The organism is Dyadobacter sp. LHD-138 (assembly GCF_030929615.1).
Lineage (GTDB): Bacteria > Bacteroidota > Bacteroidia > Cytophagales > Spirosomataceae > Dyadobacter.
Genome location: NZ_JAVFVU010000008.1, coordinates 202,713 through 221,732 on the forward strand (window position 1 = coordinate 202,713; position 19,020 = coordinate 221,732).

Annotated in this window: 15 protein-coding genes; 10 read left to right on the forward strand and 5 right to left on the reverse strand. The window is 44.3% G+C overall.

Going from position 1 to position 19,020, the window contains the following annotated elements; all coding sequences use genetic code 11:
• Nucleotides 1-173: 173 nt before the first annotated feature.
• The 6 genes from RB622_RS08535 to RB622_RS08560 all read left to right on the forward strand — a co-directional run bounded on the left by RB622_RS08535 (nucleotide 174) and on the right by RB622_RS08560 (nucleotide 7,829).
• Nucleotides 174-1,013: an SMP-30/gluconolactonase/LRE family protein gene (locus RB622_RS08535; protein ID WP_308046139.1), complete on the forward strand. Its 840-nt coding sequence runs from the start codon at nucleotides 174-176 to the stop codon at nucleotides 1,011-1,013.
• Nucleotides 1,014-1,085: 72 nt separating this feature from the next.
• On the forward strand, nucleotides 1,086-3,170 hold the full coding sequence (locus RB622_RS08540; RefSeq protein ID WP_308046140.1) for a M3 family metallopeptidase: 2,085 nt from the start codon (nucleotides 1,086-1,088) through the stop codon (nucleotides 3,168-3,170).
• A 111-nt stretch (nucleotides 3,171-3,281) separates the two neighbouring features.
• Entirely contained in the window at nucleotides 3,282-3,680 is a 399-nt protein-coding gene (locus tag RB622_RS08545; protein ID WP_308046141.1) for a hypothetical protein, read from the forward strand.
• Nucleotides 3,681-3,784: 104 nt separating this feature from the next.
• The gene (locus RB622_RS08550) at nucleotides 3,785-6,184 is read left to right on the forward strand and encodes a TonB-dependent receptor (protein ID WP_308046142.1); all 2,400 of its coding nucleotides are present in this window, start codon (nucleotides 3,785-3,787) and stop codon (nucleotides 6,182-6,184) included.
• Nucleotides 6,185-6,187: 3 nt separating this feature from the next.
• Nucleotides 6,188-7,138: a DUF4249 domain-containing protein gene (locus RB622_RS08555; protein ID WP_308046143.1), complete on the forward strand. Its 951-nt coding sequence runs from the start codon at nucleotides 6,188-6,190 to the stop codon at nucleotides 7,136-7,138.
• A 130-nt stretch (nucleotides 7,139-7,268) separates the two neighbouring features.
• Complete coding sequence (locus RB622_RS08560; protein WP_308046144.1) at nucleotides 7,269-7,829, forward strand: helix-turn-helix domain-containing protein; 561 nt, start codon at nucleotides 7,269-7,271, stop codon at nucleotides 7,827-7,829.
• A gap of 105 nt (nucleotides 7,830-7,934) precedes the next feature.
• Here RB622_RS08560 and RB622_RS08565 read toward each other — a convergent pair whose 3' ends face one another.
• Nucleotides 7,935-8,525 (reverse strand): hypothetical protein, encoded by a 591-nt coding sequence (locus tag RB622_RS08565; protein ID WP_308046145.1) that lies wholly within the window; start codon nucleotides 8,523-8,525, stop codon nucleotides 7,935-7,937.
• Between the two features lie 169 nt (nucleotides 8,526-8,694).
• On the opposite strand from RB622_RS08565, the gene RB622_RS08570 reads away from it, so the two are divergent.
• Nucleotides 8,695-9,006, forward strand: coding sequence for a DUF2809 domain-containing protein (locus tag RB622_RS08570; RefSeq protein ID WP_308046146.1), 312 nt, complete (start codon nucleotides 8,695-8,697; stop codon nucleotides 9,004-9,006).
• 45 nt (nucleotides 9,007-9,051) lie between these two features.
• Here the strand turns inward: RB622_RS08570 and RB622_RS08575 are convergent, their stop codons facing one another.
• The gene (locus RB622_RS08575) at nucleotides 9,052-10,068 is read right to left on the reverse strand and encodes a GntG family PLP-dependent aldolase (protein ID WP_308046147.1); all 1,017 of its coding nucleotides are present in this window, start codon (nucleotides 10,066-10,068) and stop codon (nucleotides 9,052-9,054) included.
• 303 nt (nucleotides 10,069-10,371) lie between these two features.
• Here RB622_RS08575 and RB622_RS08580 point away from each other — a divergent pair, with 303 nt between their 5' ends.
• Complete coding sequence (locus tag RB622_RS08580; RefSeq protein ID WP_308046148.1) at nucleotides 10,372-11,109, forward strand: class I SAM-dependent methyltransferase; 738 nt, start codon at nucleotides 10,372-10,374, stop codon at nucleotides 11,107-11,109.
• 105 nt (nucleotides 11,110-11,214) lie between these two features.
• Here RB622_RS08580 and RB622_RS08585 read toward each other — a convergent pair whose 3' ends face one another.
• From RB622_RS08585 to RB622_RS08595, 3 genes are all read right to left on the reverse strand, one after another.
• Entirely contained in the window at nucleotides 11,215-13,125 is a 1,911-nt protein-coding gene (locus tag RB622_RS08585) for a S9 family peptidase (protein WP_308046149.1), read from the reverse strand.
• 434 nt (nucleotides 13,126-13,559) lie between these two features.
• Nucleotides 13,560-14,708, reverse strand: coding sequence for an FAD-dependent oxidoreductase (locus RB622_RS08590; RefSeq protein WP_308046150.1), 1,149 nt, complete (start codon nucleotides 14,706-14,708; stop codon nucleotides 13,560-13,562).
• Nucleotides 14,709-14,895: 187 nt separating this feature from the next.
• Nucleotides 14,896-17,217 (reverse strand): GH92 family glycosyl hydrolase, encoded by a 2,322-nt coding sequence (locus RB622_RS08595; RefSeq protein ID WP_308046151.1) that lies wholly within the window; start codon nucleotides 17,215-17,217, stop codon nucleotides 14,896-14,898.
• Nucleotides 17,218-17,354: 137 nt separating this feature from the next.
• Here RB622_RS08595 and RB622_RS08600 point away from each other — a divergent pair, with 137 nt between their 5' ends.
• Nucleotides 17,355-18,197: an MBL fold metallo-hydrolase gene (locus RB622_RS08600; protein WP_308046152.1), complete on the forward strand. Its 843-nt coding sequence runs from the start codon at nucleotides 17,355-17,357 to the stop codon at nucleotides 18,195-18,197.
• A gap of 52 nt (nucleotides 18,198-18,249) precedes the next feature.
• Nucleotides 18,250-19,008 carry a patatin-like phospholipase family protein gene (locus tag RB622_RS08605; protein ID WP_308046153.1) on the forward strand — a complete coding sequence of 253 codons (759 nt, stop codon included), beginning with the start codon at nucleotides 18,250-18,252 and terminating at the stop codon, nucleotides 19,006-19,008.
• Nucleotides 19,009-19,020 lie beyond the last annotated feature (12 nt).

Genomic DNA, 19,020 nt, shown 5'->3' on the forward strand with positions numbered 1-19,020 from the left:
CAATCTGTTTTTTGCATCGTTAAATTCCGTCAATCTATTCCTTATCTGTGCATCCAACATGATTGGCGACTAAAATCCAACTTCCATTCCGTATGAAACAAGCCACCTTATTCAATGCATTAACAACCGCGACTTTATCTTTTTTTTTCCCAATAATTCTTTCCGCACAAATCATGGACAAAAACGCAATTGCTGCGCCGGGAGCTCAGGTTGAAAAACTGGGCGAAGGTTATAAATTTACAGAAGGACCTGTTCCAGATACAAAGGGAAATGTTTTTTTCACCGATCAACCCAACAATAAAATCATTCGCTGGGACGCGGAAACTCGTCAGTTCAGCACATTTTCCGACAATGCAGGCCGGGCAAATGGCATGTATTTTGACAAAAAAGGAAACCTCATAACTTGCTCCGATGAAGACAATCAGGTTTGGTCTTTTGATAAAAAGGGGAAACCGACGGTTTTGGTTAAGGAATATGACGGAAAACTGCTCAATGGCCCAAACGACTTATGGATTGACCCAAAAGGCGGAATGTACCTGACCGACCCGCTTTATCCAAGAGATTATTGGAAACGTGATCCTAAAATGCAGCAGGATGGTGAGCATGTTTACTATCTTAGTCCCGGCAGCAAAGAACTGGTACGCGTGGACGACAAGCTCAAAAAGCCAAACGGGATCATTGGAACGGCTGATGGTAAAAAGCTCTATGTAGCCGATATTGGTGCCAATAAAACTTATCTGTACGACATAGCCAAAGATGGTTCGCTGACCAACAAAACACTTTTCGTGTCAAAGGGTTCCGACGGCATGATCCTCGATAATGAGGGAAATTTATACCTGACCGGGGATGGCGTGACTGTTTTTGACAAAACCGGTAAAAAAATCGCTCATTTTCCAATCAGCAAAGGCTGGACGGCAAACTTGTGTTTCGGTGGAAAAAACCGTGATCTGCTTTTCATCACTTCTGAAACCGCGGTTTATGGAATAAAAATGAGGGTAAAAGGTGTTAAGTAAAATATTGATCATTACATTTCGCTGAGCAATATTTGAAACGATCTCAATTACAAACCTGATTTATTACCCGACATGACTTCCACAGCGCACGAAAACGTCTTCATAGCAGCCGACACCAATCCTTTTTTTTCAGAATATACAACGCCTTTTGAGGTACCGCCTTTTGATAAGGTCGCAACGGAACATTTTATGCCTGCTTTTGAGGAGGGCATGAAACAGCAAAAAAATGTTATTGCTGAAATTTGTTCGGCCACTTCCGATCCGACTTTCGAAAATACCGTGGAAGCGTTGGAAACAAGCGGGGAGCTTCTGACAAAAGTCTGTGCCGTATTTTTCAACCTGGCGTCGGCTAACACGTCTCCTGAAATTGAGAAAATTTCGCAGATTATTGCGCCGAAATTGTCAGGTCACGGTGATGACATCTATTTGAATGCTGATTTATTTGACAAAATAAAGAAACTGAACGATTCCCCGAGCACGTTAAACCTGACTCCGGAGCAAAGTCGGTTATTGGAAAAAACATATAAAGCCTTTGTAAGAAGCGGCGCAAATCTGGACGCCGGGCAGCAGATCAAAATGCGCGAGATCAATAAGGAACTTTCAATACTGACCGTTCAGTTTGGGCAAAATCTTCTGGCCGAAACCAATCTGTTCGAGCTTATTGTTGACAAGGAGTCCGATTTATCAGGATTATCTCCTTCATTCAAGGCGGCCGCTGCACAATCCGCGAAGGAAGCCGAAAAATCGGGTTCATGGAGATTTACCCTTCATAATCCCAGCGTGATGCCATTTTTACAGTATGCCGAAAACAGGTCGTTACGCGAAAAAATATTTACGGCTTATGTCAATCGCTGCAATCATGGAGACGAGCGGGACAACAAGGAAATCGTTGCGCGTATCGCCGTGTTACGTGCTGAAAGGGCACAATTGCTGGGTTATCCAACGCACGCCGATTTTGTTTTGGAAGAAAGCATGGCCAAAACACCTGATCAGGCTTATGATTTGCTCAACAAACTTTGGAAAGCTGCGTTACCCGTCGCCACGCTTGAAGCCGGAGAAATGCAGCAAGTGATGGATAATGAAGGAGCAGACAACGTTCTTGAAGCCTGGGACTGGCCGTTTTATGCTGATAAAGTTCGCAAAGAAAAGTACAATTATGATGCCGAGGAACTTCGTCCGTATTTCAAACTTGAAAATGTCCGTGACGGCATTTTCACAGTGGCTCAAAAGCTGTATGGTTTAACATTTACCGAAATAAAAGATCTTCCAAAATATCATCCCGATGTGACTGGCTATGAGGTAAAAGAAGCGAACGGAACACATACCGGGATTTTTTACATGGATTTCCATTCCCGCACCTCCAAACGAGGGGGAGCCTGGATGACATCCTATCGCAAGCAATCCCAAAAAGGTGGAAAGGCTGTTTCGCCGATCGTTTCCAATGTCTGTAATTTCGCTAAACCAACAGAAAACGAACCTGTATTGTTAACCCCTGATGAAGTGGAAACACTTTTTCACGAGTTCGGACATGCGCTGCACGGTTTGTTATCACAGGTAAAATATGAAACGCTGTCGGGAACTTCTGTTCCACGCGATTTTGTAGAGCTCCCTTCGCAAATCATGGAACACTGGGCTTTCGAGCCGGAAGTATTGAAACAATATGCCAAACATTATGAAACCGGTGAGGTCATTCCAAACGAGCTGGTTGAAAAAATGAAAAACGCTTCAAAATTCAATCAGGGATTTGGTACCGTTGAATATCTGGCGGCCTCATTTCTGGATATGAGCTACCACACGTTACAGGCAGGCCAACAGATCGAAACTACTGTTTTTGAAAAACAACAAATGGCTGATCTGGGGTTAATTAACCAAATCCCGCCCAGATACAGAAGCACTTATTTCCAGCATATTTTCTCCGGCGGGTATTCGGCCGGGTATTATAGTTATATCTGGTCGGAAGTACTGGATAGTGACGGTTTTGCAGCGTTTAAGGAAACCGGCGATATTTTCGATCCGGCTACCGCAGCATCTTTCCGAAAAAACATTCTGGCCAAAGGCGGTACCGAAGAACCGATGACCTTGTACAAAGCCTTTCGTGGCAGAGAGCCGGAAGTTAAATATTTACTTGAAAACCGGGGATTGGATAAAGCTGTTTAAACTGAATAATCCAGCTTATACGTAGAAATAAGGTGTCGGTATTGACTGGCACCTTGTTTTTTGAAAATCTTAAAAAACGACAACCTGCAAATAAACCGTACTAAAAGATCAATGGGAAGTTTTATCGAAATCAATGATACACTGCAAATTACAGCAGAACAGGGTTTTCCTGCCGATTTACTGAATCTTGAAAAACATTTACAGACACCGGTAACCCTGGATGACGTCAAAGGAAAAGTTTTTCATTTTTATAAAAAAGACAGTGCAAGGCTATTTCACCTGGATCCTGTCCGGGTGTTTTTAGTGCAGAGCATCAACGGCAAATGGCTGATATGGGGCAAGGCTCTAATTCAGTCCCAAACCATAGCGAAACAATTGGATGAATCCGGAAAATGGATTGACGAAAAATGGCAAACCAGCGGCACTTACGTCATTTCAGAAATTTACGAGCCCGATTATCAGGCGCTGTTTACAAAGCGGGAATCAATCCCGGGCAAGAGCTATTTATAAGCAAAATACAATCCACCTCTTTCTTTTCGACTTATACTCGGCAATGAAATTTTTATACTATATTCAGCATTAGGACGTTACCAATGTCAAGCATCAGGTTCACTATGCGTATAGTTTTTACTTTGTTTTTCTTATTATACACATTCAAAGTCAGCGCTCAGGAACGTATAACCATTAGCGGCTTTGTAAAGGAGCAAGGCAGCCAGGAGCAGCTTCCAGGTGTGAATGTATACATTCCTGATACGCCTTACGGCACGGTCACCAATACCTATGGCTTTTATTCGCTGACGCTTCCCGTCGCGGATTCTGCGCTGATCGTTTATTCTTTCGTCGGCTATGAAAAGACGGAACGAAAAATAAGTTTGACAAAAAATACGGAACTCAATATTTTGCTGACGACCATCAATCAGCTGGAAGAAGTGGTGGTTTCCTCACGCCGCCAGGAGGATTATGTAAGCCGCTCGGCGCAGATGAGCCAAATTGAAATTCCCATTCAGCAGATAAAAAAAATACCAGCCTTTTTCGGAGAAAAGGATGTTTTGAAAGTTTTGCAGCTCATGCCCGGCGTCCAGAAGGGAACAGAAGGGCAGACCGGTTTATACGTGCGCGGCGGCGGCCCCGATCAGAACCTTATCATTCTGGACGATGCCGTAGTTTATAATGCCAACCACCTTTTTGGGTTTTTCTCAATTTTCAACAGTGATGCCCTGAAAAGTGTAGAACTTACCAAAGGCGGATTTCCGGCAAGATATGGCGGGCGGCTTTCTTCGGTCCTTGAAATGAATATGAAGGAAGGAAGCAAAGATGCTTTGCATGGCGAAGGAGGCATTGGCATTATCTCATCAAGATTGAGATTGGAAGGACCTATTTCCAAAGGAAAATCTTCTTTTCTGATATCGGGCAGGCGTACTTATATCGACATTCTCGCCGCACCGCTTATTGCCAGAAACCAGCGTGGTTCCGATGAACAGGTTAAACCCGGTTACTATTTTTACGATCTTAATGCAAAAATCAACTACGATCTGGGTACAAAAGATAAGGTATATTTAAGCGGTTATTTTGGTCACGATAAATTTTACGCCAATGAGACCGGAAATAATGACGAATCCCGTGCCGGGCTCGACTGGGAAAACAAAACGGCAACCCTTCGCTGGAATCATTTATTGAATCAAAAACTGTTTGTCAATACCTCATTCATTTACAGCAATTTCAATTTCGGCGTTTCCAATGATAGTAAAGATCTCAATACGGATGGCAGCACGCAGGATGAATTCAGCCTGCGTTACACTTCAAAAATCCGCGACTGGGGTGTAAAAACGGACCTGGACTATTATCCCTCCCCCAAACATGCCGTGAAATTCGGAGCCCAGGCCACATTTCACAGATTCATTCCATCAGCACTGGCCCTTAAGGGTTCTTTTATTGACGAATCCATTGAAAGATCTGTAAAACCGGTCAATACCCTGGAAAGCGGAATATACATTGAAGATACCTGGCAGGCTGCTGATGCCCTGAAAATGAATGCGGGATTCAGGATAAGTTCATTTCAGACGGCGTCAAAAACGTACATCAGGCCCGAACCTCGTTTCTCGGCAGCCTTGCGCCTTGCTCAGAATTTTTCTTTCAAAGCGTCTTATGCCCAAATGAACCAGTATGTCCATTTGTTATCCAACACCGGACTTGGCCTGCCGACAGATTTGTGGGTACCGACCACAGACCGGGTGGCGCCGCAGCAATCGAAACAGATTGCCATTGGTTTGGCAAAAGATCTCGAAAAGCCAGCGCTGACTTTAACATTGGAGGGCTATTACAAAAAAATGAACCACATCCTTAATTACAAGGAAGGCGCCTCGTTTTTGAGTATAAACGGAGAAAATGCCAATGAGCTCAGCTGGGAGGATAACGTAACAGCGGGAAAGGGCTGGTCCTATGGGGCTGAATTTCTGGTCCATAAGAAAACAGGACGGTTTTCGGGATGGGTCGGTTATACACTTTCCTGGACCAAATGGCAATTTACCGAACTCAATTTTGGCAAAACTTTTTACCCGCGTTACGACCGTCGCCACGACTTATCCGTCGTCGGAATCTATGAACTGAGCAAACGGATTACCCTTTCTGCGACCTGGGTTTACGGTACGGGAAATGCACTCACATTACCCATGGCCAGTTTCACAGGCGTGACAGATAATTTTTTCAGTCGCTTTTCTTCGGGTGGAAAATCGACGGTAACCTGGAATGGCGACCGGGTTAATGAGTATGGCGAGAAAAACAGTTTCCGGGCTGAACCGTTTCACAGATTGGATCTGGCCCTGCAGCTGCATCGGAAAAAGAAACGATACGAACGAACCTGGGAATTCGGCCTCTACAATGCATACAATCGCCGAAACCCATTTTTCTATGATATTTCCGAAGAAAAGCTGGCGAATGGAAATACCAAAAGCACGCTGAAACGCTATTCACTATTCCCGGTATTACCTTCTGTCAGTTACAATTTCAAGTTTTAGGATATGAAAACAAATATTTTTGTTCTGCCGATACTCTTGACCGGGCTATTTGCCTGCGATACCCTGATCACAGAAATCTCGCCGGAAGACCTCCCCGAAACGACATCAAAGCTTGTCGTTCAATCATTCATTTCCCCGCAGGCGACCCGTATCAATGTGGTCGTAACGGAATCCATCCCTTTGTTCGGAGAATCGGGTTCAAGTACTTCGGTGATCAAAAATGCAATCGTAAAAATGTCGGGAGGAGGTAAAGAAGTAACCCTGCTCTATGACTCAACCAGTCAACTGTATACCATTGAAAAAATGAAATTTCCGATCGTCGCATCAGAAACATACAAGCTGTCTGTGTCTGACGGAAAACGCTCCGTAACTTCTATCTGTACCGTCCCGACCAATCAGGTTACAATAAAATCTTACGTTATTGACACGGCTTATCTGAGCCGCCGCAACGGTCCGGACACGGCCCTGACGGTAAAAATGATCTGGCAGGATATTCCCGGAGAAAGTAACTACTACCGCGTTCGGGCCAATATGGACATTGAATATTCGATTCTGGAAGGGACCAATCCTGATAATTTTGAAGAGAAACGGGTACGAAACAGGTTCAGCATCCGCTGGGATGACAACAGCGGAAGAAGTGATTTCCAGAATGATGTAAATCTGGATGGCACTTCATTCACCTCGCCGCTGGGAAGAGGTTTTTTGCCTTCATCCCTCCTGTACACGTCCAGCGATGGAACGAAGTATTATGCCAAACAGAAACCAAAACTCATCGCGATGGTGATGGAAGTGAATAATACGGAAAAATCGTACTACGAATACCATCAGTCGCTCAGACTGAATGAACGTACCGATAACCCCTTCGCTGAGCCCGTCCTTGTTTTTAATAACATTCTGGGAGGACTCGGTTGTTTTGCAGCGTACAACAACAAGCAGCTGATTTATAACCCATGACCGCTTCACAAATCTGATCAAATGCTTTTATTATCGCTGTTTGCTTTATAACTTCCATCCAATTCCAATCTGTGCTTTCAGAATTTCAATAAATAGACTGGTCTGTATGTTTAACTAATCTGTCCTGCTTATGAAACACCATCCCATCGTACCGAGAGAAAGGATTCTGGATACTGCGTTGCGTTTGTTTCATGAACAGGGCTACCATGCAACAGGAATCAACCAGATTATCAGTGAAGCCGGCGTAGCAAAAGCGAGTTTATATTTGCATTTCAAATCGAAGGAGGAGCTTGGCATCGAATATCTGAATGCCCGCCAGGATCTTTGGTTTACGCAACTCAGGCTTTTTACTGACGCGGAAAAGAAAACCAGAAAGAAAATTCTTGCTGCATTTGATTTCCTGGCTTACGTCAATGAAAATGAGCACTTCAGAGGATGCAGCTTTCTTAATATGTTATCCGAAATACGGCCAGACAATTACGCACTCTTAACTTCGATTCAAAATCATAAACAGGAACTCCGTCAATTTTTCACTGACATTCTTGGGGAACAAAAAAATGATGCCGCCGATATCGTGTATATGCTCTTTGAGAGTGCCGCTACCGAAAGTCAGCTTTTTAAAAACCAATGGCCTATTGAGAAAGCGAAACAAGCAGTTTCCGATCTTTGCAAACTGAAATACATCAAATAGCAGCGTTTAATTTACGCCAATAACCCGATTTTGTTCACATCAAAAAAGCCACTCCCAAACAGAAGTGGCTTAAAATGATATGTATTGAACCGTAATTTTCAGCGCTTAAATAGCAGAACCGACAAGACTTACAATACTTCCCAAAGACTTGCTGGAAGCCGTTGCAGCCAGTTTTCCGGCCATACCTTTTTTGTCCAATCCACCCACAGCTTTTGTCGCTTCGCCTAATAGCCCGCCTAACTTGCTTTGAGAATCTGAACCCAGGATTGATGACCCAGCTTTGATTAACCCAAGGTTGCTTGTTAAACTCGACGCATTGCCAAGTAATCCGGACTCTCCTTTTCCCAATAAGCTGCTGATTCTATTCGCACCAATAAGCATTTTGACCGCGCTCACAGCTTTTCCTAGAATCCCTGATTGTAATTTCCCACCGGAAGCCAAAGGAATTAGCGATTTAAGATCACCCGCTTTGCTTAACAATTTATCCTTCAAAGTGCCTGTTGACCCCTTTGCCTCACTTTCCAGTGCAGCAGTTCCCTTTGTCAAAGCCTCGGCAGTACCGGCGCCGTCTCCTTTTTCCGAAAGCGCAACGGCCTGATCAAGCAGGCCTTCCACAGACATATCCTGTGCAAATGAAACATGTGTTAAAAATAATAAGCAAAAAGCGGCTGTCAGGGATAACATGTAATTCTTCATAACTTGTGTTTTTTATGTGATGTACTATGGACGAAAAACGATGCAAAAAGACACTTTTTCGGGAAAAAAAATTTTGCTTCATCCCGACGATATAACCAATGGGCGTAACAGAATTACCTATTTTTCCCTCATTATATTCACCGTTATATTTGGACTAACTTCCAGAAAAATGGCTGATCAACTTCCGAAGTTAGTTAATTTATATCTTGGCGATGCACTGTGGGCATTAATGATTTTTCTTATCGCTGGATTCCTTTTCACAAAACGCTCAACACTGCGTATCTCCCTGTATGCAGCAACATTTTGTTATCTGATCGAGATCAGCCAGTTATACCATGCGCCCTGGATTGATACGATTCGGGGCACTACTTTGGGAGCACTTGCCTTGGGTTATGGTTTCTTGTGGAGTGATATGCTCGCCTATTCCATAGGTGTCGGATTTGGCCTGTTTTTGGAGAAATTGATGTTAAAAAACAGGTAAGACAAGTCGTCCCGATTATCGAAACGACTTATCCCGCTTTGTTTCTTACTTTAATAACCTTGCCCGCATTTCCGTAAGCTGATCATCTGAAAAGTCATGGTGTGTAACAAAACGGACCAGATTCTTACCAAAAGTTACCGCCTGAATTCCCGATTCGGCTAAAGTACGAACGTAGCCGGGAGCGGAAATATGCGAAGCGATGCGAATGATGACAATATTCGTATCCACCGGATAAATATCTTCCACTTCCTGTTTCTGCATAAAAATTTCAGCGATCGCACGGGCACGGGCATGATCTTCTTTCAAACGGTCAACGTGATTGTCAAGCGCATAAATTCCGGCGGCCGCCAAAAAACCTGCCTGTCGCCAACCTCCTCCCATTACTTTACGGAAGCGTTTGGCTTTGGTAATCATTTCTTTTGTACCCAATAACAAAGAACCTACCGGACAACCCAACCCTTTGGACAGACAAATACTGATGCTATCAAAAACCTTCCCGAACTGCCGGGGTGTTTCACCAGTTTCAACCAGAGCGTTAAAAAGACGTGCACCATCAAGATGTAAAACGAGACCATTTTGATCACACACCTTACGAACTGCCTTTATTTCCTCAAAGTCATAATAACAGCCGCCGCCCTTGTTCATTGTATTTTCCAAAGAAACCATCCGGCTGACCGTCGCATGTATATCTCCCTCGGGGCTTATGGCATCGGCAACCTGCGCGGCATTAATCCTGCCACGGTCACCATCCAGCAATTTCACCGATGAAAATGAGTTCAGCATGATACCGCCTCCTTCATACAGGTAGATATGCGAGTTTTTATCACAAATTACATCGCTTCCGGGCTGCGTATGTACGCGAATTGCCAGCTGGTTGGTCATCGTTCCCGAAGCACAAAACAATGCTGCCTCCATTCCAAATAAAGCCGCCGCTTTATCCTGCAAGGCATTCACCGTCGGATCGTCCCCCATTACATCGTCGCCTACCGGCGCCGACCACATGGCTTCCTGCATGGTTTTGGTTGGGCGTGTTACCGTATCGCTACGAAGATCTATTACCATTTTTACTCAATTTTTTCAAAAATCTTAGACAATTGGAATGTATCCTCTGAACAAAACTATTCCCGAAAAATGCCGAATATAGGAAATCAATCCCGTTTATTCTTCCTCTTTTTGAGATTATCTTTGTGTTGAAATCTCAAAAGAAGAATCTTTATTAACATAATTTTTCTGTGATTTTGTACCAGGAAAGGCCCCCTGGACATACTGCTTTACCTGAGTGCTTGAAATTTACAGGACAAAGTTGCCGAAGATGCGTTTGTTATAGATATTCGCATATCATAAACGGAGTAAAATGATCGGGTGATGAAAGATAATTTTTCAAAGCAATCCAGAGCGTATTCAGTTTTCCGACCAACATATCCGGATGAAGCAATTTCGTTTATTTTATCCCAGGTTCCCAACAAAACAGCGGCCTGGGATTGCGGAACCGGTAATGGACAACTGGCGGCTAGGCTCTCGGATTTTTTTCAACATGTGTATGCTACCGACATCAGCGAAAATCAAATCGCGAATGCCGTCAGGAAAAACAATATAACTTATCAAATTGTAAGCGCCGAAGAGGCCCTGTTTCCGGAAAATTCCTTTGATCTGATAACCGTCGCGCAAGCGATTCACTGGTTTGATTTTGACAAATTCTATGAAAGAGTCCGGACAACATTGAAGCCAAACGGCATCCTTGCCGTGATCGGATACAACCTGATGCAAATCGATGAGGCCTGTGACCGGCTCATAGGACACTTTTACAAAGATATTCTTGGAGACAAATATTGGGATCAGGAGCGCAGTTATCTCGACGAAAAATATCAAACCATCCCTTTTCCGTTCCACGAAATTCCAGCCCCTGCGTTTGCTCAAAAAGTAAACTGGACTCTGGATGAATTAACGGGCTATCTCAACACCTGGTCTGCTGTGCAGCATTATATTAAGGCCAATGCGGTTAATCCGGTTGATGCTATACGAAAACAGCTGCAAGAAGTCTGGGGAAGTGAGGAAAAGAAAGAAGTTTGCTTTCCAACCCTTTTGCGAATCGGGAAGTTATGAACGGTGTAAATAAATAGGCTTCCGGTTGTTCAGTCAAATATTGAACAAACAGAAGCCTATTCAGCATTTCAGCTGTCTGACTGGCTTATTAAAATGTACTTAACTTCACAAAGTCTCTTTTAACCAACCGAAAAATTCACGCTGCCAAACCAACGCATTTTGCGCGCTGAGGACACAATGATTTTCGTCCGGCAGGTATAACAACTTACTTTTAATACCCTTTAATTGCACAGCCTGAAATGCCTGTAGTCCCTGTTCGATCGGAACGCGGTAATCTTTCCCACCCTGAATGATGAAAATCGGGGTATTCCATTTGTCTACAAAATTGCTCGGCGACTGGCTAAATGAACGCTGGGCAACCGTATTCTTTTTGTCCCAGTACGCACCTCCTTTTTCCCAGTTTTCAAAAAACATTTCATCCGTTGTGCCATACATACTTCTAAAATCAAACACGCCGTCATGCGAAACAAAGGTCTTGAAACGACCTGCATGCTCTGCTTCCAAAGCAAATACCGAAAATCCTCCAAAACTCGCTCCAACGCATCCCAGTCGGCTTTTATCCACATAAGACTCTTTGGAAACCGCATCAATTGCACTCAGGTAATCTTTGATAACCTGACCGCCCCAGTCCTTGCTTACCTGCTCATTCCACTGCGTTCCGTGTCCGGGCATCCCCCTGCGGTTAGGCGCCACGACGATATATCCCTGAGAAGCCATTAACTGAAAATTCCAGCGGAATGAATAAAACTGCGTCAAAGGCGCCTGAGGGCCACCCTGGCAATAAAGCAGTGTCGGATATTTTTTAGCAGGATCAAAATTCGGCGGGTAAACTACCCAAACCAGCATTTTTTTATTATCGGTCGTGGTTACAAACTTGCGTTCCGTTTTACATTTCGCGAGCGTTGCATTGATATCGTCATTCACGTGCGTCAGCGGTTTCATGCTTCCGTTTGTGATGTCCACTGTGTACAATTCCGCAGCATTATTCATGTCATTTCTGGAAACAACCAGCGTATTACCAACCTGTCCAACCACGCCGGTTATATCGAAATCTCCCTTTGTAATCTGTGTAATCGTTGCGGCAATTTTGGTCAATCCGGGATAATTCACTTTAAACAACTGAATCGTTCCATCAATCGGAGCCCAGAAAAAGATCGTCCGGTCATCTTCTCCCCATTTGAACCCTTCTACGTGAATATCGTCACGTTGCCCCGTCAGGTTAATTTTGACATTGCCGTTTGACACAATGATATCCTGTTTGTCGGCCTCGTAACCATCTCTTTTCATTTGCAGCCAGGCAAGCTGCCCTTTCGTGTTATAGGCAGGTGCTATGTCATAACCCTTGTTTTCTTCCGTCAGGTTTTTTGTAGTGCCTTTTTCGATATCGTATTCGTACAAATCCGTATTCGTGCTAATGGTGTAATCCGTGCCGAATTTCTTTTTTGTTACGTACAAAACACGCTTGCTATCAGGATTCCAGATAAAATCTTCGTCTCCGCCGAATGGCTTCTGAGGGCAATCAAAGGCTTCGCCAGCCATAATATCTTTGGCTTCACCGGCAACTCCGTTGGCAAACGGAGCCACGAAAACATGATCAAATTTCCCGTCCTCCCAGGTATCCCAGTGACGATAATTCAGCGACGTAAAAACATAAGCATTGGATTTTTTCAAATCCGGGTACTTATCTGAGGCAATGATATCCTTTACTTTTACGGCGTCACTTGTGATGATATGTCTTCCGTCCGGTGCAACTTTATCATTCGCCAGCACACCATCCGTACTGGTAATTTCAACGGCGGCACCACCGGTAACGGGTATGCTGTATAGCTTTCTGGCGCTTTTATTTTCTTCAGCATTTGGCGTACTGACCGAATAAATAACATTTTTCTTATCGAGAGACAATCCCATGCCCGAAACACGGCCAAGTTTCCAAAGCTGTTCAGGAGAGAGTAAATTCTGAGCCTGGGTTCCAAACGACATCAGGACTAAACCAGCCGCGTACCAAATTTTATTCATGTTTTTATTGATGATTTTAGCCGAAAGAAAAATTTTAATGATCCTTTCGGGAATAAATTAAAACGTGAATTTAGGAGTTAGTAGTAGGAAAACAAAAATAAGGGATGACCAATGACGATAGATCGGGGTGAGAATGGCTAATTGACCCACGTGACAAACGACAATGGACGGAGGCACGACCAAATAAAAAAACCGGAGCGGTCAACGAAAATGGACGCGGTGGGAATGACACACACGGAACGACCAACGATAATGGATCCCGCGGGAATAACGAACTCGGAACGACCAACGATAATGGATCCGGCCGGAACGACGAACCGTAATAGATCCGGCCGGAACGACGAACCCGGGGCGTTGCCCCGGGCTAAGTTAGGCAACCCTTTCAGGGTTGTGATGGTTGGGGTGTTTCCCTATTTTTAATTCCTCATTCAAATTTATCCCCTCATGTTCTCCATCAGTTTCTGAATAATTCCCACGGTCTTTTCCGTTTGTTCCCGGCTCGGGGTCGTGTCCCAATTCCCTAAAATTCCGTTGCTTCCAATATAAATCCCGTCTTTTCTAGAAATGAAATTCGCGCCCTGGGTGTATAATTTATAGTTCACATCGCTTTGCGGAATCAGACAGGAAAGTTGTCCCGATACCGGTGTTAGCTCCTGGTCGTTGAATACTGGTTTGGCTCCCAACCCCATGCAATTAACAACCACACGTTCCGGCAGTGCATCAATATCTTCAAGCTTTTTGATTTCCTGGATTTTCACTTTTCCGCCAAACATGAGAAAATCATTCAAATGATGTCTCAGGTAGGACGGGATGTTGAACATCAGATTGGACCGTCTTGTAACGTGACCGGCTTTAAACGGATGCTCTTTTTCAGTCAGTTTTACACGTTCCGGTATCAAGCCATGAATTTCAAAATCTTCGCCGCCCGCTCCCGGAATGTATACCGGTTCCTTGTCAAAAACACCATATTCCTCAGCCCAGCAGGCGATATCATTCATGCCCAGAAGAAACTGAAAACGTCGGAATGAAAACCGTGTCGCCTCTTCCCAGATCGCCTTAAATTCGGGTCTGGCAACCTTTACATCACAAACCCGGGAAGCTGGAGACCAGGTACCCGTTGCCAGATTACTCGTAATATTCGGTGGAACATCTTTCGTATAAATCGTAACCTCACAACCACTTTCCTGCAGCAAACGCGCCGTGGCAATACCCACCGCTCCGCAGCCCAGCAAGGCTACTTTTTTCTCATTTGTCGCCAGCACCATTTTCCTGGCCATGTTGCCCGTTCCCCACGATAGCGACCATCCGCTCCCCCCATGTCCGTAGTTATGAACAATGGTTTTATTGTCTAACATTTCTGTTTCAATACGTGGCCCTGACGGACGGAAAGGACGTAATCCCACCGTTTCCTTCACAATACGATCCATTGAAAGGCGTAATTTAGGAATCTGATGGTACCCTCGACTGATATGAAAATGCTTGTCGGGATACTGCTGTTGTAATTTCGGTGCACAGGATGTCGCGACAGCGCCAAGGGCCAGACTGGCCGGAACAGCTTTTTGGAAAAAGTTTCTACGATTCATTTGAAAGGGAGTAATAGGACGACGTATTCCAACGAAAAATAGTCAACCCATTACTCGATTACAAATTTAATATCGCACAAAACTAAATTATCGAAATTATATTTTACAAATATTTACTTTAATACAATAATAACACAGCAAAATACTAGATTCACAAGACAATAAACCGTTCAAAAAAATAAAATTATTATTTAGTCAGCGATGGTGGCATGTCCGACGGTGCACTACCCCATTTTTCATTAGGGGTTTCTCCCATTTCCAGAACAAGTTCCCCTCCGCTTGTAATTTCCTGATGCGACAAATAGGTTTTGGTAAAAGGCCTCCCGTTCAGCCGGGCCGACTGAATGTATAAAGCTTTGTCGGACACATTGTTCGCTTTAATTTTAAATTTCCTGCTTCTTGAAAATTCAAAGACCACTTCCTCAAAAGCCGGTGTTCCCAAAACATAATAAGGCGTCCCGGGTGTAACCGGATACAAACCGGCCATGCTAAACACCAGCCATCCCGACATTTGCCCTCCGTCTTCATTGCCACTTAGGCCGCCCGGTGTAATATCATATTCTTCGCTGATGATTTTTCGAACCCATTTCTGCGTTTTCCAGGGTTGTCCTGCATAAGCAAACAGATATGGAATTTGATGATTTGGTTCGTTGCCGTGCCAATAATATCCTTTCTCAAACATGGAGTCGAGCTTTGCTGCGAAATATTTATCTCCTCCTACGGCCTTTTTCAAACCGGCAATATCCTGCGGAACAAACCAGGTGTACTGCGCCGGAGAGCCTTCGGTAATAAAACTGGATCGTTTGGCAAAGGGGTCAAAGGGTTTAATCCAGCTGCCATCCGCATACCTTCCGCGCGCATAACCTGTGGAAGGATCAATCACATGCTGATAATTCAACGCCCTTTTTCTAAGCACCGCTGCGTCGTCAGCATGCCCCAACTCCTCCGCCAAAACAAAGAGACAGAAGTCATCGTAAGCATACTCCAGCGTTCTTGAAACCTGTTCCCGTTTATGAAATGCCTGCCAGACACTGTCCTCCAAGGGCACATAATTGTATTTCAGATACGATGTCAACGCCCGTCTGCCTTTTCCGGCTTCATAACTTTTCTGATCCGTGTTAACATCAAAAGCATTTTTGCGTAAATACTTGTAACCTGTCTGCACGTCAAAATTCCTTACGTTTTTAACATAAGCATCCGCCATAACAGACATCACGTGGTCGCCAATCATTGCAGCCGTGTAGTGGTTCCAGATTGGAAAAATTGGCATCCAACCGCCCTGTTCCGCTTTTTTCACAAGCGACTGCATCATGTCACCGGATTTTTTCGACTCTAGCAATACATTCAGCGGCATTGATGCCCGGAAAGTATCCCACATGCTGTAATCACAGTAATAATCAAATCCATCAGCTTTTTGAAGTGGTGTACCGCCCGCAAAAGAAGGATACTGGCCGTCAACGTCGGAATATAATCGCGGTGAAAGTTTTGACCGGTAAAGCGCGCTGTAAAACAATGTCTTATCTTTTTCACTTCCTTTCACCTTCATTTTACCCAAAGCCTCATTCCAGGTTTTCTCGGTCGATCTGCGGACAGCATCAAAACTTTTACCGGCCTGCTCTTTTTTCAGGTTATTTCTTGCACCTTCCAGACTCGTAAAGGAAGTACCGATCTGCACAATCACAGACTGCTGTTTTGTACCAAAACCTACATAGGCCCCCAGCTTCTCGCGCTTTCCTTTCCCGGCTCTGGTCCTCCCCATCGGCAGGATCGTATCAGATTCCCACACACCATATTGTGTAAAAGGCGTATCAAATTTCAAAACAAAATAACCACTGAAACCTGCCGACTGGCCTGATCCCTGATAAATCCGGTGCACGGGATTGTATCCGACGATCTCCCCTCTTTCAGGATACACTTCTACAAAACCTTCTCCCTCGTCACTATTGGGTTCCACGACAATAAAATTCTCTTTTCCTGCTTCATAGGTAAAGCGCAGCATTGCCGAACGCGCCAGAGACGTTACTTCCGCGTTGATTTTATAATCGTCAAGCAATACACTATAATAAGTCGGCGTCGCGACCTCTGTTTCGTGGCGGAATTTCGATGCACGTTTTTCGGCAGCGACAATTAACTCTCCCGAAAGTGGCATCACGGTCAGCGTTCCGTAATCCTGCACACAGGAACCGTTGAGCCAATGCGTACCACGAAAACCCTGAAAGTGAGTATCTGAATAATAGTAAGGAGCAATACACTTCGTCTCCGTAGCCCTGGTTTGCGGCGTCCACTGTGTCATGCCATACGGTGTTCCTACGGCTGGCATTGTTTGTCCTTTTAATTCGCTGCCCGCTTCACTGTGCATTTTGGCACTCTGGGTGGCAGCCGGAGCGGTGCCAATTCTCGTTTCTACGTATTGAACAGGTAATTTTTGAGCCTGGGAAACATGAAAAATCATCAGCAATAAAAAACTGAAACCACCTGATATTTTTCGAAAATGTAAATAATGAGACATACAAATAGAATAATATTATAATTGCCGGTATTGGATCTTTAAGTTTGGTAATTAAAGACCAATTACCAACTTCTGTATTAATAACTAACTTTACCGGCAAAGCTACTTCTAAGACGAATAAATATCTTGTTTCCCTTATGAATTTACATATTATCGATACCGGTTATTTCAAACTTGACGGTGGTGCAATGTTTGGCGTCGTTCCAAAAACGCTATGGAACAAACACAATCCGGCGGATGAAAAAAACTTGTGCAGCTGGTCCATGCGCTGTCTTCTGATCGAAGACGAAAATCGTCTCATCCTGGTTGACACCGGTCTGGGCGATAAACAGGATGATAAATTCTTCGGTTTTTATGATCTGCATGGCGATGCAACATTAATCGGTTCGATCAAAAAAGCCGGGTTTAGTCCGGAAGATGTAACGGATGTTATCCTCACCCATTTGCATTTTGACCATGTCGGAGGCGCTGTGAAATACAATACAGACAAATCTGTCCTTTTACCCACTTTTCCGAATGCAACCTATTGGTCCAACGCATCCCACTGGCAATGGGCTACAAATCCAAATCCAAGAGAGAAGGCTTCTTTCCTGAAAGAAAATATTTTACCAATCCAGGAATCCGGACAGCTAAAATTTATTGACAATGAAAAATCACCGTTCACCAATATTGACTTTATTCATGTCAACGGGCATACCGAGCAAATGATGCTACCGGTTATCCATTACAAAAATCAGAAAATAATTTATGCTGCCGACTTAATCCCTTCGTCTTTTCATCTCCCCTTGCCCTGGGTGATGAGCTACGATGTACGGCCTTTGTTAACGATGCAGGAAAAAGAAAGTGTATTAAAAAAGGCGGCGGAAGAAAAATGTATTTTACTGTTCGAGCATGACCCTGTATACGAAGCAGCCGTTGTTGAACAAACTGAAAAAGGGATAAAAATTTTGGAACGGGGGGATTTGAAAAATTTTATCTGATAAAAAACGGAGAATACAACGACAAGATCCCCAGGATCTGTGTTTATAAAACATGAAGAAAATTGGACTCGTTTTATCTGGCGGCGGTGCCCGGGGGATATCACATATTGGTGCAATAAAAGCGCTGGAAGAATACGGCCTAAAACCCGCTATCATCAGCGGAACAAGCGCCGGTGCATTCGTAGGAGCATTACTCGCTTACGGATATTCCGCCGATGAAATATTTGAAATCGTTCTCAAAACACGGTTCAGCAATTATTTAAGATTCGGTTTCAGCCTTGGAGGTTTGTTAAAAATTGACAGGGCGGAAGAGATATTAAAAAAATACATTCCCGAGAATTCCTTTGAAGCGTTGAAAATTCCTTTGGTCGTCACGGCTACCGACATTAACGCCGGGGAAGAAATATCTTTTCGCGCCGGCGAGCTGGCAAGAATTGTCCTGGCCTCCTGTTGCCTTCCTGGGGTATTCAGACCGCTCCGGCTAAACGGCCGTGATCTGATCGACGGCGCTATTTTTAATAATTTACCCGTAACCCCAATCGAAAAAGAGACCGATTATATCATTGGCGTCCATTGCAACCCGCTTCTTTTCAACAAGCCTTCTGCCCACATGCACCAGATTACCATCCGGAGCCTCCGGATGGCTATGCGGCAAAAGGCCAAAGCAAGCCTCGACCGCTGCGACCTGCTCATTGAGGCTCCCGAACTAAGCACTTTTAATACCTTCGATTTTACGAAAGCGCGGAAATTATTTGATATCGGCTATCGATACACCCACCAACTGCTGGCGGAAAAGAAAATTGACGTATAATGTCCGGATTTC